This window comes from Nocardioides sp., from assembly GCF_030655615.1.
GTDB lineage: Bacteria > Actinomycetota > Actinomycetes > Propionibacteriales > Nocardioidaceae > Nocardioides.
In genome coordinates, this window is sequence record NZ_JAURVJ010000108.1 from 30,110 (window position 1) to 45,413 (window position 15,304).

17 protein-coding genes are annotated in these 15,304 nt (G+C 73.6%); 12 read left to right on the forward strand and 5 right to left on the reverse strand.

Annotated elements, in window-relative coordinates:
- Positions 1-26 precede the first annotated feature (26 nt).
- Entirely contained in the window at positions 27-554 is a 528-nt protein-coding gene (locus Q7T52_RS08920; RefSeq protein ID WP_304801562.1) for a SigE family RNA polymerase sigma factor, read from the forward strand.
- Positions 554-1,444 carry a PASTA domain-containing protein gene (locus Q7T52_RS08925; RefSeq protein ID WP_304801564.1) on the forward strand — a complete coding sequence of 297 codons (891 nt, stop codon included), beginning with the start codon at positions 554-556 and terminating at the stop codon, positions 1,442-1,444. The genes Q7T52_RS08920 and Q7T52_RS08925 overlap by 1 nt, the downstream gene beginning before the upstream one ends.
- Positions 1,445-1,454: 10 nt before the next feature.
- Here the strand turns inward: Q7T52_RS08925 and Q7T52_RS08930 are convergent, their stop codons facing one another.
- Both Q7T52_RS08930 and Q7T52_RS08935 read right to left on the reverse strand, forming a co-directional pair.
- Complete coding sequence (locus Q7T52_RS08930; RefSeq protein WP_304801566.1) at positions 1,455-3,371, reverse strand: ATP-binding protein; 1,917 nt, start codon at positions 3,369-3,371, stop codon at positions 1,455-1,457.
- A gap of 66 nt (positions 3,372-3,437) precedes the next feature.
- Positions 3,438-3,800, reverse strand: a complete 363-nt coding sequence (locus Q7T52_RS08935) for a YidH family protein (protein WP_304801567.1) — start codon at positions 3,798-3,800, stop codon at positions 3,438-3,440.
- A 19-nt stretch (positions 3,801-3,819) separates the two neighbouring features.
- On the opposite strand from Q7T52_RS08935, the gene Q7T52_RS08940 reads away from it, so the two are divergent.
- Positions 3,820-4,644, forward strand: coding sequence for an acyl-CoA thioesterase II (locus Q7T52_RS08940; protein ID WP_304801570.1), 825 nt, complete (start codon positions 3,820-3,822; stop codon positions 4,642-4,644).
- A gap of 566 nt (positions 4,645-5,210) precedes the next feature.
- Here the strand turns inward: Q7T52_RS08940 and Q7T52_RS08945 are convergent.
- Positions 5,211-6,263: a hypothetical protein gene (locus Q7T52_RS08945; RefSeq protein WP_304801573.1), complete on the reverse strand. Its 1,053-nt coding sequence runs from the start codon at positions 6,261-6,263 to the stop codon at positions 5,211-5,213.
- An 18-nt stretch (positions 6,264-6,281) separates the two neighbouring features.
- Here Q7T52_RS08945 and Q7T52_RS08950 point away from each other — a divergent pair, with 18 nt between their 5' ends.
- Complete coding sequence (locus tag Q7T52_RS08950; protein WP_304801576.1) at positions 6,282-6,668, forward strand: (deoxy)nucleoside triphosphate pyrophosphohydrolase; 387 nt, start codon at positions 6,282-6,284, stop codon at positions 6,666-6,668.
- Positions 6,665-6,955: a hypothetical protein gene (locus Q7T52_RS08955; RefSeq protein WP_304801578.1), complete on the forward strand. Its 291-nt coding sequence runs from the start codon at positions 6,665-6,667 to the stop codon at positions 6,953-6,955. The genes Q7T52_RS08950 and Q7T52_RS08955 overlap by 4 nt, the downstream gene beginning before the upstream one ends.
- 21 nt (positions 6,956-6,976) lie before the next feature.
- On the opposite strand, the gene Q7T52_RS08960 is transcribed toward Q7T52_RS08955, so the two are convergent.
- Positions 6,977-7,993, reverse strand: a complete 1,017-nt coding sequence (locus tag Q7T52_RS08960; protein WP_304801580.1) for a hypothetical protein — start codon at positions 7,991-7,993, stop codon at positions 6,977-6,979.
- A gap of 90 nt (positions 7,994-8,083) precedes the next feature.
- Here Q7T52_RS08960 and mshB point away from each other — a divergent pair, with 90 nt between their 5' ends.
- From mshB to Q7T52_RS08985, 5 genes are all read left to right on the forward strand, one after another.
- Positions 8,084-9,004, forward strand: a complete 921-nt coding sequence (gene mshB, locus Q7T52_RS08965) for an N-acetyl-1-D-myo-inositol-2-amino-2-deoxy-alpha-D-glucopyranoside deacetylase (protein WP_304801582.1) — start codon at positions 8,084-8,086, stop codon at positions 9,002-9,004.
- A gap of 44 nt (positions 9,005-9,048) precedes the next feature.
- The gene (locus Q7T52_RS08970; protein ID WP_304801584.1) at positions 9,049-9,378 is read left to right on the forward strand and encodes a hypothetical protein; all 330 of its coding nucleotides are present in this window, start codon (positions 9,049-9,051) and stop codon (positions 9,376-9,378) included.
- Positions 9,379-9,382: 4 nt separating this feature from the next.
- A complete protein-coding gene (locus Q7T52_RS08975) occupies positions 9,383-11,116 on the forward strand; it encodes a VanW family protein (protein ID WP_304801586.1) in 1,734 nt (577 codons plus the stop codon).
- 71 nt (positions 11,117-11,187) lie between these two features.
- Complete coding sequence (locus Q7T52_RS08980) at positions 11,188-12,024, forward strand: triacylglycerol lipase (protein WP_304801588.1); 837 nt, start codon at positions 11,188-11,190, stop codon at positions 12,022-12,024.
- A gap of 28 nt (positions 12,025-12,052) precedes the next feature.
- Positions 12,053-13,036, forward strand: a complete 984-nt coding sequence (locus tag Q7T52_RS08985) for a cation diffusion facilitator family transporter (RefSeq protein ID WP_304801590.1) — start codon at positions 12,053-12,055, stop codon at positions 13,034-13,036.
- Here the strand turns inward: Q7T52_RS08985 and Q7T52_RS08990 are convergent.
- Positions 12,994-13,911: a GNAT family N-acetyltransferase gene (locus tag Q7T52_RS08990; RefSeq protein WP_304801593.1), complete on the reverse strand. Its 918-nt coding sequence runs from the start codon at positions 13,909-13,911 to the stop codon at positions 12,994-12,996. The genes Q7T52_RS08985 and Q7T52_RS08990 overlap by 43 nt on opposite strands.
- 62 nt (positions 13,912-13,973) lie before the next feature.
- Between Q7T52_RS08990 and fdxA the strand changes: the two genes are divergently transcribed.
- Together fdxA and dapC are read left to right on the forward strand one after the other, a co-directional pair.
- Positions 13,974-14,300 (forward strand): ferredoxin, encoded by a 327-nt coding sequence (fdxA, locus tag Q7T52_RS08995; RefSeq protein WP_304801595.1) that lies wholly within the window; start codon positions 13,974-13,976, stop codon positions 14,298-14,300.
- A 13-nt stretch (positions 14,301-14,313) separates the two neighbouring features.
- The coding region (dapC, locus tag Q7T52_RS09000; RefSeq protein ID WP_304801597.1) for a succinyldiaminopimelate transaminase at positions 14,314-15,304 on the forward strand (991 nt) is incomplete at its 3' end.

The following is a 15,304-nucleotide window of genomic DNA, read 5'->3' on the forward strand; positions in this document are numbered from 1 at the left end:
GTGGACCCCTCGCGCGTCCACCAGTCATGAGCACCGACCGCAACGCCGAGTTCGGCGACTACGTCGCCGCCCGCTGGCCGCGCCTGGTGCGGGCCGCCGTGCTGCTCGGCTGCTCGCCCCACGAGGCCGAGGACGTCGCCCAGACCGCGCTGACCCGCTGCCTGGTCAAGTGGGGCCAGGTACGCCGGGCCGACGACCGCGACGCCTACGTCCACCGCGTCCTCGTCAACAGTTTCACCGACTCCCGACGCCGGCGCTGGACCGGGGAGCGGCCGACCGACGCGCTGCCCGACCACGGTGAGCAGGCCACGGACGAGACCGAGCAGGTCGACCTCCGCGACGGCGTCGGCCGAGCGCTGGCCCACCTCTCCGACGACCAGCGGGTCGCGGTGGTCCTGCGCTACTACCTCAACCTCACGGAGGTCCAGATGGCCGAGACCCTGCGGGTCGCGCCCGGCACGGTCAAGAGCCGGCTGTCGCGGGCACTCGCCGCCATGGCCGTGGACCCCGTCCTCACCGACGTCGCCGACAGCCAGACCGGAAGGGGAGCCTGATGAACGAGCACGACCTGGTGGACGCGCTGGAGGACCACGCGGCCGACGTCACCGTCGGCCCGGCCCCGGTCGACTCCATGACCCGCACCGCCACCCGCACCCGGCGCCGCCGCGGCGCCCTCGGTGGGCTCGTCGCTGCGGCCGTCGTGGCGGTCGCCGCCGCTGGCGCCGTGCAGGTGCTGCCCGACGACGGGGCCGGTCGGGACGCGGGTCGCGACACCGGACGTGACGCGGCGGTGCCACCGGCCGACACCGACGTCCCGCCCGCGGGCCACGTCTACGTCGGCATGGGTGGCGCCGCGATCGCCGTACCCGAGGACTGGGCGGCCGGCGACGTCGAGTGCAACGGCGTTCCCAGGCAGAGCACCTACGTCGTCGACCCGCCCCTCGCCCAGTGCATGATGTTCTCCGTCTTCCCGGACGACACGGACACGGTGTCCCTGAGCATGGGCGGCGTCGACACCAGGGGCTGGACTCCGGTGGAGGTCGACGGCACCGAGGCGCTGCGCTCGCCCACCGAGACCGGTGAGCCCGACCCGACCACCGGCGGCGGTCCCGTGACCGGGGCGAGCGTCTTCCTGCCCGAGCAGGGCGTGGTGTTCCGCGCGCAGTCGACCGTGTCGCCGGCCAGCGTCGACGACCTGCTCGCCGGGATCGTCGTCCTCCACGACCACGCCGGGGTGCCCGGGTTCGCCGACCTCGCGACGGTGTCGAGCGACCCGCGGACCGACGGCCGCTACCTGCAGCGACTCGACGACGCCGGCCTGGTGGCCGAGGTCGTCCGACGGTCCGACCCTGCTGCCGCGCCGGGGACGGTGCTGGGCGTCGAGCCGGCGCCGGGCACGGTCGTCCCGGCTGGCTCGACGGTGCGGGTCGAGGTGTCCGACTAGGGCGGGGCGGTCAGGCGAGGACGGCGTCGAGCGCGGCCTGCAGGTCGCCGGGCCGCAGCGGTCGATCGACCACGACGACCGGCGCCACCCCGTCGTACGACGCCGCGAGACGGGCCTCGGCGACCACCACGTCGTGGGGCTCGGCGGGGTCGGTCACCACGACGTGGCCGAGGTGCTCGACGATCCCCTCGGCCACGAGCTGGTTGACGTGGCCGTCCTCGACCACGAGAACGCGTGGCGGCAGCACCTCCGCCACGCGCTCGAGCTCGAGGTCGAACCAGAACCGGCTGCCCCGGCCGAGGACGCTGGTGACCTGCAGGGTGCCGCCCATCGCGGTGACCAGCCGGTGGCTGATCGACAGGCCGAGCCCGGTGCCGCCGTACTCCTGCGTGGTCGAGGCGTCGGCCTGCGCGAACGGCTCGAAGACCCGGTCGAGGTCGCCCTCGGCGATGCCGATGCCGTGGTCGCGCACCTCGAAGCGGACCGTGGCGGTGTCGTCGGTGGCCGTGTCGGTGTTCGCGTCGTCGGACCCGACGGTCGCCGACAGCAGCACCTCGCCGCGTGACGTGAACTTCACGGCGTTGGCGGCCAGGTTGATCAGCACCTGACGCAGGTGCGCGCCGTCGCCCAGCACGCGCCCGACGTCGCACGTCACCCGGATCCGCACCTCGTCGCTGCGCTCCGGGTCGACGACCAGGGCCGCGACCTCGTCGAGCAGCCGGCGCACGTCGAGGAGCGTGCTCTCGGTGTCGATGCGGCCGGCCTCGATCTTCGAGAAGTCCAGGAGGTCGTTGATGATCGTCATCAGGGCTCGCCCGGTGCTCTGGACGCCCTCGGCGTAGGTCCGCTGTCGGTCGTCGAGGTCGCTCGCCAGGAGCAGCGACGTGAGGCCGAGGACGCCGTTCATCGGGGTGCGGATCTCGTGGCTCATCGTGGCCAGGAACTCCGACTTGGCCCGCGACGCGGCCTCCGCCTCGTCGCGGGCCCGGGCCTCGGAGCGCAGCAGCCGGGCGGTGCGCGTCACGGCGAGCGCGAGCAGCGCCACGGTCGCGGCGAGGATCGTCGGGCGCGTGACGTCGGTGCCGGAGTGGTCGAAGAGCAGCAGGGCCGGCGGCACCGAGAGCGGGAGGATCGCGACCATCACCCGTCCCACCGTGGTGCTGTGGGACGAGCTGGTCTCGGGCCCGTGCTCACCCGGCGGCCACGGCGCCTGCGCGAGCAGGACGGCGCCGAGCATCCAGCCCAGGTTGAGCCACCGGTCGTCGGCGTTGACGGCGACCTCGAAGAGGACGAGCACGTCGGAGACGAGCCAGCAGCCCAGGCCGGCGACCACCCAGAGGCCGCCCCAGGCGTGGCGGCGCCGGGCGAAGGCCACCCGCAGCAGCAGCCCGAACGAGACCGCGTCGAGGACCGGATACATCGTGAGCACGACCTGGCCGAGCCCGCCGGCCCCTCCGCCGCCCGGGACGAAGCGCTCGTGCAGGTCCCACAGGACCAGGGCGGCGACGACGATGACGCTGAGCGTGTCGATGACGGCGTCCACGTCGCGTCCGCGGCCTGGCCCCTGGGTCGCCGCCAGGAAGAGCGCCGACGCGAGGACCATCACGCTGACGACGTAGAGCGCATCGGCCGGCGAGGCGTCGGGGACCGTGCGCCGGGTCGCGTCCCAGGCGTAGACGAGGTCGCCGCAGGCACTCAGGGTGAGTCCGGCAGCGACCAGCACCGCGACGACGCGCTCGGGCCCGCTGCGCCGCCGCGCTCCGATGATGCCGAGGACGGCCGCGCCGCCGTTGACAGCGGCGTAGACCGCGTTGCGCCAGCCGTCGCCCAGGTGGGGCATCAGCGTCGTCACCACGGCCGGCACCAGCAGCACCAGGCCGACCACGAGGGGCAGGCGGCTGCGCTGGGCAGGCAGGACGGCGGACACTGGTTCTCCGGTGGAGGGTGGGGGGACGGCGCCCCAGTCTGACCCACCGGGCGCGCCCGCCGGTCGCTATCCCAGCAGGACGACGGCCAGCCCGAGAGCGGTGCCGACCAGCCCGGCCGTCACGACCAGTCCGAGCGTGAACGCCGGCAGCGGCTCGTGCAGCCGCATCGCGCGCTCGATGCGGGCCCAGCGCAGGAACGCCGACACCGTCATCACGACCCCGAACAGGAGCAGCGCCAGCACCAGGACCGTGCGCACGTCGTCCCGCTCCGGCAGCTGCAGCGACTCGAGCGCCACCGCTCCGGCGACCACCGCGAGGGTCGTGCGGACCCACGCCAGGAACGTCCGCTCGTTGGCCAGCGAGTAGCGCGGGTCGATCTCCTCGCCCACGTAGACCCAGCGGGGCCGTCGCGTCTCGCGGTCCGTCACGACCACTAGCGTGGCAGAGGTGACCTCCGTCTTCGATGCCGCCACGGCCGTGACCAGCGACGACAGCCACCAGGGTCGCTGGGACGCCGACCTCAGCGACGGCTGGCTGATCGGCGGCGGCCTCAACGGCGGCTACCTCCTCGCCACCGTCGGGCGCGCCGTCCGCGCCGCCCTCCCCGGCAAGCCCGACCCGCTCGCGATCAGCGCCCACTACCTCTCCGCGTCGCGCCCCGGCCCGGCCGAGGTCGACGTCCGCGTGCTGCGCGAGGGCGGCTCCGTCGCCACCGCCGCGGCCGAGCTGCGCCAGTCCGGCGCGACCCGGATCAGTGCGCTCGCGACGTACGGCGACCTCGCCCGGCTCGCGGCCGGCGCCGACGACGTCCGCACGACCGCCTCGCCCCCCGACCTGCCGCCCCCCGACGACTGCGTCCCCAACTCCGTCGCCCCCGTCGACCTCGAGGCCGCGTCGCTGCTGCAGCGCTTCGACATGCGCTTCCACCCCGACGACGTCGGCTGGGCCGTCGGAGAGCCCAACAACAGCGGCGTCATGCGGGCGTGGTTCCGCCTCGAGGACGACCGCGAGCCCGACCCGCTGTCGCTGCTGCTCGTCCTCGACGCCCTGCCCCCGGTCACCTTCACCTACGGCGCCATGGGCTGGGCCCCGACCATCGAGCTCACCGCCCACGTCCGCGCCGTCCCCGCCCCCGGCTGGCTCCGCGTCACCCACGCCAGCCGCAACATGGCCGGCGGGCTGTTCGAGGAGGACTGCGAGGTCTGGGACTCGGCGGGACGGCTCGTCGCCCAGTCGCGGCAGCTGGCGCGGATGCCGCGTCCGGTTGGTTGAGGTGTCGCGCGGCGACCCGACGCGGGGGTGCGTGAGCCACCGTTCCGGGCAGTCGGAGGGCCTTGTTCGGTGGCTGACGCACCGCCGGCCGGGGTCGGGAGGAGTTCGAGGCGACTTCCTCACCGGCAGCACGACTTACCCGCCCGAATACGGGCGGGTAAGTCGCACCAACGGTGAGGTAGTCGCGTCCGGCCGCCTCGACCTCCGTTCTCGCCGATATCCGGACCAAGACCGCGTACCAGGCCCGCAAGGTGAGGTTCTACGACGAAACTCCCGGTTCTAGCCCGAAGCTTCGTACGAGAACCGGGAGAAACGTCGGGTCAGCGTGACGGGTGGGACACGTGAGGGCTGTCTGCGCATGGACGAGGGCGCGGCGGAGCCCGCCCTTGTCTGCGCCATCAAGCATCCCGGGAGAGGCTCGCTGTCAGGATCGCGCAGCGACCGCGTAGCGGCGCCGAAGGCGTCCTTGACAGGGAGGCCCGGGATGCTAAGCGCGCGGACAGCCCGACCCCGAATGACTCAAGGCCAGCAAGGACCGTGCCGAACGGGACGACCAGGATCAGATCTCAGTCGAACCAGGACCGCTTCATGGTGAACAACCACCGCACCATCGGGTGCTCGGAGACCGAGTAGAGCAGGTCCTCGTCGGGCCAGTAGGCGATGTCCTCGTTGCCCATCGGGGTGGCGTGGGGGTGGTGGGTGAAGTCGTCGGGGGTGCCGGCATAGACCGAGCCGCGCTCGCGCCGGCCCTGCGAGACGGTGAGGTAGAGGCGGCCGTGGGCGTGGACGGCGCCCTGCATCCGGCGGGGTCCGTCGCCGAGCGTCTGCAGCACGGCGCGGTCGTCGTCACCGGTCTCGAGCAGGCCGGTGGTCGGGTCGATGGCGAAGCGCGCGAGGCGGCGGGTGCGGGTGGGGTCGTTGGTGTACTCGCCGGCGAGCAGCGCCGGCGGCTCGCAGCCGCGGTCGAGGGAGAGGAACGAGTAGCGGAAGCCCTCGAGCCCCTCGTCCTTGCGCGCCTGGTAGTGCCACCTCGCGGGCAGCACGTAGCGGTAGCCGTAGGCCGCGTCGCGGCCGCGCACGCGGAGCAGGTCGTCGATCCGGAAGGTGTACATGCCCTTGCCGGTCGCGGCGACGTGGAGGTGCTCGCCGTGCCAGACGACGCCGCCGGCGTGCACGTGCAGCGGCTCGAGCCCGCCGTCGGCGGTGGGACGGACGAGCAGGACGTGGCGGTAGGCGAGGGAGTCGAGGTCCATCACGGTCACCCGTGAGCCGTGCTTGGTGTCGTCCCACGGCAGCTTCTTGGCGTACGACGACATGACGACGAGCCGGCGGCCGTGGGTGTCGTCCCTGCCGGCGTCGGCGGCGGTCGTCACGCCCTGCGGCCACCACCGCAGGTCGAGCTGGTCGCGCAGGTCGAGCCGCCACGCCTCGTGCACGGCGCGCCCGGGCGCCCAGGAGCGGGTCAGCCTCCGGGGCAGGTCGCCGAGCAGGCCGTCGAGCCCAGCCCGGCCGTCGCTCCGTGCGACGAGCGCCTCGATGGCGTCGGCCTGGTCGTCCACGCGCTGGAGGTAGAGGCCCCTCGCCTCGCCACCTGCCTCACCGCTCGTCGGGCTGGTCATCGGGCTAGTCTCGCCGACGTGAGCAGGAGGGTCGTCGTCGGTGCCGCGGTGCTGCGTGAGGGTCGGCTGCTCGCGTGCCGGCGTACGACGCCCGCGGCCGCCGCCGGCCGGTGGGAGCTCCCGGGCGGCAAGGTCGAGGACGGCGAGACGCGCGACGCCGCGCTTGTCCGCGAGGTCGCCGAGGAGCTCGGGGTCGACGTCAGCGTGACGGGCTGGCTCGAGGGCAGCGCCCCGATCGCCGACACCCACGAGCTGCGCGTCGCGACCTGCACGGTCGCCGTGTGGACGCCCTACCCCGTCGAGCACGACCGCCTGCGCTGGCTTGGCGCCGCCGACCTCGACGAGGTCGACTGGCTCGAGCCCGACCGGCCCTTCCTCGGCGAGCTCAAGGGGCTGCTCCCGTGATCGGCCCGACCCGCGGCCGGGGCATCTTCTTCGACGAGGACGACGCGCGTGCGGTGGCCTCGCGCCTCACCGCCGAGGGCTACGCCGTCGACGTGACGCGCGAGCGGCTCGCCGGCGAGGACGACGACGAGGACCACCCGTGGGCCGTCGTCACCGACGCCCCCGCGGTCGTCCTGGAGCTGCTGGTCGACGAGCACGACGGCTGGTACGACGTCGAGGAGCCTTCCGAGCCGGCGCTGCCGCCGCTCGTCCTGCCGACAGCGCCGAAGCGGCTCAAGCGCGACTGACCGGCTCCCCGGAGAGCCGGGTCAGGGCGTGCAGGCCAGGAAGCCGTCCTGCTGCTGGGCGGCGGCCAGGCTCGCGGTCGGTTCGTCGAGGTCGAGGTCGACCCGGACCACCGAGCCCTCGCGGGAGAGGTCGAACGAGCCGAGGTCGGACACCGGCTCGCCGGTGGCGGCGAGGTCGCCCTCCTCGAGATAGGTACGGCGGGCGTCGAGGTCGGCCTCGGCGGCGTCGTCGTCCTCGAGCTCGATCCGGGCGCGCAGCTCGGCGTCGTCGCCGGACACCACGAACGCCGTGGCCTCGGGGGTGCCCAGGTCGGCCACGCCCGCGGCCTCGAGCTGCTCGGGGGTGGCGCGGGTGGAGCCGCAGGCGGGCGGCCGTCCGACCAGGGCGTACTGCACGTCGCCGGCGTCGTCGAGGAGGTCGTCCAGCGCGTCGGTGTCGGCGAGCGACTCGGCCTCGTCGTCGACGACCCGCAGGATGCCCTCGGCCGAGCCGACGACCAGCAGGTGCTCGTCGGGGTCGACCGTCACCTCGAGCCAGTTCGACGGGTAGAGCCCGCTGGCGTCGTCCGACGCGTCGAGGACGAGGTGGCGCCGGCCGCGGAGGTCGCTCTCGGCGTAGCCGGAGTCGGCGAGGGCGTCGGCCACCGCGCCGAGGTCGACCTCGTCGTCGAGCCGGTAGGCCGTGAACGCGCCATCGTCGTCGAGACCGCCCACGCTCCACCGGACGTCGAGCTCGCTCATCTCGGCGTCCTGCATGGCCACGACGAACTCGGTGAGCAGGTCCTCGGCGTCGGTGGGGTCGCCGTCGACGGCCTCTGCGTAGCGCCGCAGGTCGTCCTCGCTCGCGCCGTCCTCGACGTCGTCGACCCCGAGCCGCTCGGCGATCGCCTCGCGGTCGCGGAACACGAGCCGGGTCGCGCTGTCCGGCGTGATCTCGAGGGCGTCCCCCAGGTGGTCGTCGCCGCCGAGCAGCGCGCAGGAGGTGAGGGACGGCACGACGAGCGCGAGCGCCACCGACGTCGCCAGGACTCTCCGCATGGGCCCATCATGTCCCGCGCCGCGACCGCCGGCGGGACGAGGGTCGGGACCGTGCGAGCGGCCGTGCGCGGCGTCATTACGCTGGAGGACATGAGCGAAACCCCGGCACAGCGTCTGCTCCTCGTGCACGCCCACCCCGACGACGAGTCGATCGGTCAGGGCGCCACGATGGCCAAGTACGCCGCCGAGGGACGTGGCGTGACCCTGGTGACCTGCACGGCCGGCGAGATGGGCGAGATCCTCGTCCCCGAGCTCGAGCACCTCGCGGCCGACAAGGAGGACAAGCTCGGCGAGCACCGACGCGGTGAGCTCGACGCGGCGATGGCCGAGCTCGGCGTCACCGACCACCGGTTCCTCGGTGGGTTCGGGCGGTTCCGTGACTCCGGGATGAAGTGGCACGACGAGGGCTACGCGATCGCCGCCGACGACACCCACGACAACGCCTTCTCGCGGGCCGACCTCACCGAGGCCGCCGACCTGCTGGTCGCGGTCATCCGCGAGGTGCGCCCGCAGGTGCTCGTCACCTACGACGAGTTCGGCGGCTACGGCCACCCCGACCACATCCAGGCCCACCGGGTCGCGACCTACGGGGCCGCGCTGGCCGCGGTGCCGTCGTACAAGCCGGAGCTGGGGGAGGCGTGGGACATCGCCAAGATCTACTGGGGTGCGATGTCGGAGAGCCGGATGCGGGCCGGGCTGCGGGCGCTGCGCGACGCCGGTGACACGACGAGCTTCGAGGGCATGGACCCCGACGGCCCGCTGCCCCACTTCGTGACCCCCGACGAGAACCTGTCCGCGGTCGTCGACGCCGGCGACCACGTCGACCAGAAGATGGCGGCGCTGGCCGCCCACAAGACGCAGATCACCATGGACGGCCCGTTCTTCGCGCTGTCCAACAACGTCGGCTCCAACGCGTGGGGCGCCGAGTTCTACCGGATCGCCAAGGGCGACCGCGGCCCGGTCGGCGACGACGGCCTCGAGCCCGACCTCTTCGCCGGGCTGGCGATCTGAACGGGACCACCGCGCTGCACCTGCTCCGGGGGCTCGGCCTGGCGGTGCTGGGTGCGCTGGTCGGGTCCGCCGCGGTCCTGACCCACGGGCGCCCGACCGGGCTGGTGCTCGGCCTGGTGGCGAGCGCGGCCGGGGCGTACGCCCTGCGCGGCGGGTGGTCGCTCCGCTTCTCCTTCACCACCGGGTGGGTCGCCGTGCTCGCCTACGCGCTGCTGCCGCGCGCCTCGGGCGGCTACCTCATCGGCTCCGACGCCCGCGGCTACACGCTCCTCGTCTTCGGCCTCGTCCTGATGCTGTTCGGCATCGTCACCGTTCGGCCCCTGCGGCCCCCCGCGGCCACCACGGCCGGCGGTAACACCAGATCCCTAGACTGACGCGGTGGAGAACCGCGACGAGCGACCCGAACGCGCCCGGGGCCGCGTGGTCCTGGTGGTCGCGCTGGTGCTCGTCCTGCTGGTCGGGGGCGGGTACGCCGCCGCCTACGGGCTCGCCGGCGACAAGCTGCCCCGCGGTGCGTCCGTCGCGGGCGTCGACGTCGGCGGGCTCTCGCCGGCCGCGGCCGAGGACGCCCTGCGCGACGGCCTCGCCGACCGCGTCGCCGGGCCGATCGAGGTCTCCGTCGAGGACCGCACCGGCGAGGTCGACCCGGCCGAGGCCGGCCTCGAGGTCGACTACGCCGCGTCCGTGGCCGCCGTCGGCGGGGGTCGGTCGTGGAGCCCGGGCACCCTGTGGGACCACTACGTCGGCGGCGAGGACGACACCGACGCCGTCGTCCGCGTCGACGACACTGCGCTCGACGCCGCTGTCGCCGAGCTCGCGACCGGGCTCGGCACCGACCCCGTCGACGGTGCGGTCGCCTTCGAGAGGGGCCGTGTCGTCGTCACCGACCCCGTGCCCGGACGCGGTCTCGAGCCCGACTCCACCCGGGAGGCCCTCGTGGCGTCCTACCTCACCGGCGAGCGTGCCGACCTCGAGATCACCCAGCTGACGCCCGACATCGACGACGGCGACGTCGAGGAGGCGGTCACCGCCTTCGCCGAGCCCGCGCTGTCGGGCCCGGTCACCCTGCGCATCGGCTCGGCCGGCGTACGGCTGCGCCCACGCCAGTACGCCCGGGCGCTGTCGCTCGTGGCGACCGACGGGGCCCTGGTGCCGACCGTCGACGCCGACGTCCTCGTGCCGCTCGTCGAGCGGGCCACCGCCGGCGAGGGCGCTCCGGTCGACGCGCGCATCGAGCTCGTCGACGGGCGGCCCCGGATCATCAAGGCCAAGCCCGGCGTGACGTTCGAGCCCGACGGCGTGGCCGACGCGTTCCTCGAGGCCGTCGTCAAGTCCGACGGCGAGCGCACGGCCAAGGTCGCGGGCACGGTCCAGCAGCCCGACTTCACGACCAAGGACGCCCGCGCGCTCGGCGTACGGCGTCAGGTCTCGGAGTTCACGACCTACTTCCCCTACGCCGACTACCGCAACGTCAACATCGGCCGGGCCGCCGAGATCGTCGACGGCACCCTGCTCAAGCCCGGCGAGGTCTTCTCGCTCAACGACGTCGTGGGGGAGCGGACCGTCGAGAACGGCTTCACCGAGGGCACGATCATCAGCAACGGCATCTTCGTCAAGGACCTCGGCGGCGGCGTCTCGCAGATGGCGACGACGACGTTCAACGCCATGTTCTACGCCGGTCTCGAGGACATCGAGCACAAGCCGCACTCGGTCTTCATCGACCGCTACCCGGTCGGCCGCGAGGCCACCGTCGCGTTCGGCTCCGTCGACCTGCGGTTCCGCAACGACACCGACTACGGCGTCCTCATCAACGCCGAGCTGACGCCGTCGACCCCGTCGTCGCAGGGCGTGCTCACCGTGCGGATGTTCTCGACCAAGGTCTGGGACATCTCCGAGGTCACCTCCGACCGCTACGCCTACGTCTCGCCGGGCACGCAGACCCTCGACACCACCAACTGCGTCCCCAACACCGGCTACTCCGGCTTCCAGGTCGACGTCACCCGGATCTTCAGGCGCCCGGGCTCCGACGAGGTGGTGCGGCGCGAGAAGTTCCACACCGACTACATCGCCAACGACACGGTCATCTGCCGCCCGCCGGGCTCGCTGCCCTGACGCGGCGCGTCGCGGAAGCCACGAGAACGGGTGGGCTCCGGTGTCGGTGGCCCGGTCTACAGTCCCGTGACATGCGCCACACTCTCGGACCCCTCGTCGTCGTCCTCCTGCTCGCGGCCGGTCTGACCGCGACCGCCCCCGCCCCGGCCACGGCCCTGCCGACGCTGCCGACCTCGCCCCTCGGCGACCCGCCGGGGGCCAACGACTGGAGCTGCCGGCCGACCGCGTCCCACCCGACGCCGGTGGTCCTCGTCCACGGCACCGGCGGCGACCGCACCAACCTGCTGCAGCGGCTCTCCGCCGGCATCAAGGCGGCCGGGTTCTGCGTCTACTCCCTCGACTACGGCAACCGCGGGCTCGACGACATCGCCGCCTCCGCCGGCGAGCTCAAGACCTTCACCCAGCGCGTGCTGCGCTCGACCGGGGCCCGCAAGGTCTCGATGGTCGGCCACTCGCAGGGCGGAATGATGCCGCGCTACTACATCAAGTTCCTCGGAGGCGACAGCGTGATCGACGACCTCGTCGGTCTGTCTCCGTCCAACCACGGCACCCGCATCACCGCGGGCGACAACGCGTTCACGCGGCTCGTCGGCTTCGCCTGCACGTCGTGCGTCCAGCAGGGCGCCGGGTCCCCGTTCCTCACGCGCCTCAACGCCGGCGACGAGACCCCCGGTGCCGTGAGCTACACCCAGGTCACCACCCGCTACGACGAGGTCGTCGTCCCGCACACCTCCGGCTACCTCGCCGCCGGACCCCGCACCACCAACATCACCCTGCAGAGCAAGTGCCCGCTCGAGCTCACCGAGCACCTCGGCACCCCGCTGGCGACCCCCTCGCTGTCGATCACGCTCGACGCGCTGACCCACGTCGGTCCGGCCCGACCGGCCTTCCAGCCCCGCTGCCTCTGAGCGCCGGCACCCGCCGTAGCGTCATGGCGTGACGCAGCCACCCGCCGACGCCCAGCCCGAGGTCGACCAGGACGTCAAGCAGGACTCGCTCGTCACGGTCGTGGTCGCCCTGGTGGCCAACGGTCTGCTGGCGATCGCCAAGACGGCTGCCGCCGCCCTGACCGGGTCGGCGGCGATGGTGGCCGAGGCGGCGCACTCCTGGTCCGACACCGGCAACGAGGTCTTCCTGCTCGTCGCCGAGCGCCGCGGCAGCAAGCCCCGCGACGCCTCGCACCCGCGCGGCTACGGCCGGGCGACCTACACCTGGTCGCTGGTCGCGGCGTTCGGCCTCTTCTCGGCCGGCGCGGTCGTGTCGGTGTGGCACGGGCTCACCGAGCTCACCGCCGAGGCCGGCGAGGAGAGCTTCACCGTCAACTACGTCGTCCTCGGCATCGCATTCCTGCTCGAGGGCACGTCGTTCCTGCAGGCGACCCGCCAGGTCCGCGGCGCCGCGGGCCGGATCGGCCTGCACCCGCTGCGCTACGTCTCCCGCACGTCCGACCCGACCCTGCGCGCCGTCTTCCTCGAGGACTTCTCCGCGCTGCTCGGCATCCTCCTCGCCGGCACCGGCATCGGCCTCCACCAGCTCACCGGCGACCCCGTCTGGGACGCCGTCGGGTCGATCGCGGTCGGCGTCCTGCTCGGCGTGGTCGCCGTGTTCCTGATGCGCCGCAACATGGAGTACCTCGTGGGCGCCGGCACCAGCCCCGAGCTCCAGGACCGGGTGCTCACGCTGCTGCTCGGCCACACCGAGGTGCAGCGGGTGACCTACCTGCACCTCGAGTACGTCGGCCCGCGGCGGCTGTTCGTCGTGGCCGCCGTCGACCTGGTCGGCGACGACACCGAGGACCACCTGGCCGTCCGCCTGCGCCGCGTCGAGAACGACACCGAGAAGGACGACCTCATCGAGGACGCCGTCCTGACCCTGTCTCAGCCCGACGACGCCGACCTCGTGCCCGCCGGCACGAGGTAGCGGTAGCGGTGGTGGGTGCGGAAGCCCAGCCCCGCATAGAGAGCGAGAGCCGCGGCGTTGTCGCCCAGCACCTGCAGGTAGGCCGTCGTCGCGCCCCGTTCGGCACCCCACCCGAGCAGGGCGGCCATCACCTGCAGCGCGAGCCCCTGGCGCCGGTGCGCCGGGTCGACCTCGATCGAGCGGAAGCCGACCCAGTCGTCGGCGTAGGCCGCCACGCCCGACGCCCGGTCGCCGACCCGCGCCGTCACCAGGCCGCCGTCCTCGACCAGGGAGACGCCGGCGTCGTCCACCGAGCGCACGGCCCGCGCCACCTGGGCGGTGCCGGCGACCTGGAAGAGCGTGTCGGACTCGTGCGACTCCGGCACCCAGCCCATCCCGGTGAGCAGGGCGTCCTCGTCCGACCCGGCCAGCACGGCGGCGACCGGGCGGCGGTAGTGCGCGACCACCTGCTCGACCGCGTCGCCCACCCCGGCCGGCCCGAACGCCAGCACCGAGTTGGCTCGTCGGGCCGTCGCGGTCGCGGAGTCGCGCAGCACCCAGTCGCCCAACGGGGCCGTGACCAGGTCGGGGAAGAGCGCGAACCCGCGAAGCTGCGCCTCCCGCGCGGGCACCCGGTCGCGCACCGACGGCCGGGGCGGGACGGGCTTTCCGGACACGACGTCAGCGAACGGGATCGCGACGGGAGGCCCCGTCTCGGGCCGCACCACGACCACGCCGTCGCCGAACGCCTCGCAGACGCCGAGGAGGTCGGTCAGCGCCGGCCCCCCGCTCGGCCCGGTCTCGCCGCGCACCAGACGGCGCACGACGATCCGCTGCCCGACGACGTGCGGACCGAGGCCGTTGCCCACAGTGTGGGGTTCCTGCGCCTCGGCCACACCCACACACTAGGCTGAGCGTGCTCTCGCACCGACCTGCTGGACCCATTGGAGGAACCCCGATGACCTACGTCATCTCGCAGCCCTGCGTCGACCTCAAGGACCGGGCCTGCGTCGACGAGTGTCCGGTCGACTGCATCTACGAGGGCAAGCGGATGCTCTACATCCACCCCGACGAGTGCGTCGACTGCGGCGCCTGCGAGCCGGTGTGCCCGGTCGAGGCCATCTTCTACGAGGACGACGTCCCGGAGGAGTGGAAGGACTACTACACCGCCAACGTCGGCTTCTTCGAGGAGCTCGGCTCCCCGGGTGGCGCCGCCAAGATGGGCGAGATCGACCACGACCACCCCATCATCGCTGCCCTGGACCCGGTCGAGCACGACCACTGAGCGTCTTGGTCGCTTGCCGCCGGCCTCGCGCGTGAAGGCCGGCTGGCACGCGGGGGTTGCTGCTCTTCGCGCGCGGGCGGCGGCCTCCGGGCTCCCCGTCGTCGACCTGTCGGTCGGTGCGCCCGTCGACCCGACCCCCGAGGTGGTGTCGCGGGCGCTGATCGAGCACGCCGACGCGCCGGGCTACCCGCTCACCATCGGGCAGCCGGGTCTGCGGGAGGCCCACGTCGGCTGGCTGGAGCGCGTGCACGACGTGCCCGGGCTGGCTCCCGAGCAGACACTGCCCACGGTGGGCAGCAAGGAGCTGATCGGCACCCTGGCGCTGCTCGCCCTCGACTCCGAGCGACCCGGACCGGTGGCGATCCCGGCGCTGGCCTACCCGACGTACGCCGTGGGCGCCCGGCTGGCCGGTCGTGAGGTCGTGGCCGTCACCGGCCTCGACGACCTCCGTGCGCTGCCCGTCCCGCCCGCGCTGCTGTGGCTCAACTCGCCGAGCAACCCGACCGGGCAGGTCGTCCCGGTGCCGGAGCTCGCCGCGATCGTCGAGCACGCCCGCGCACACCGGACCCTCGTGGTCTCCGACGAGTGCTACCTCGACCTCGGCTGGGAGGTCGAGGCGGCCACGGTGCTCCACGCCGACCTCAACGGCGGCTCGACCGACGGGCTGCTCGCAGTCCACTCGCTGAGCAAGCGCTCCAACCTGGCCGGCTACCGCTGTGGGTTCGTCACGGGCGACGCCGCGATGATCGCCCGGCTCACGGCCGCCCGCCGCGACCTCGGCCTGATCCTGCCCGCCCCGCAGCAGGCCGCGGCGATCGCCGCCCTCGGCGACGAGATCCACGTCGCCGAGCAGCGCGCCCGCTACGGCGCCCGCCGCGAGGTGCTGCGCACCGCGCTGGCGGCCGGCGGGTTCCGCGTCGACCACAGCGAGGCCGGCCTCTACCTGTGGGCGACCCGCGACGAGCCGAGCGACGAGACCACCGGCTGGCTGGCCGACCGGGGCG

What these genes read in the sequence shown, in the direction of transcription:
- Q7T52_RS08945 (WP_304801573.1), bottom strand. Translation starts at nt 6,263, where the DNA reads ATGACCAGCCCGACGAGCGGTGAGGCAGGTGGCGAGGCGAGGGGCCTC.
- Q7T52_RS08925 (WP_304801564.1), top strand. Translation starts at nt 554, where the DNA reads ATGAACGAGCACGACCTGGTGGACGCGCTGGAGGACCACGCGGCCGAC.
- Q7T52_RS08920 (WP_304801562.1), top strand. Translation starts at nt 27, where the DNA reads ATGAGCACCGACCGCAACGCCGAGTTCGGCGACTACGTCGCCGCCCGC.
- Q7T52_RS08980 (WP_304801588.1), top strand. Translation starts at nt 11,188, where the DNA reads ATGCGCCACACTCTCGGACCCCTCGTCGTCGTCCTCCTGCTCGCGGCC.
- mshB (WP_304801582.1), top strand. Translation starts at nt 8,084, where the DNA reads ATGAGCGAAACCCCGGCACAGCGTCTGCTCCTCGTGCACGCCCACCCC.
- fdxA (WP_304801595.1), top strand. Translation starts at nt 13,974, where the DNA reads ATGACCTACGTCATCTCGCAGCCCTGCGTCGACCTCAAGGACCGGGCC.
- Q7T52_RS08960 (WP_304801580.1), bottom strand. Translation starts at nt 7,993, where the DNA reads ATGCGGAGAGTCCTGGCGACGTCGGTGGCGCTCGCGCTCGTCGTGCCG.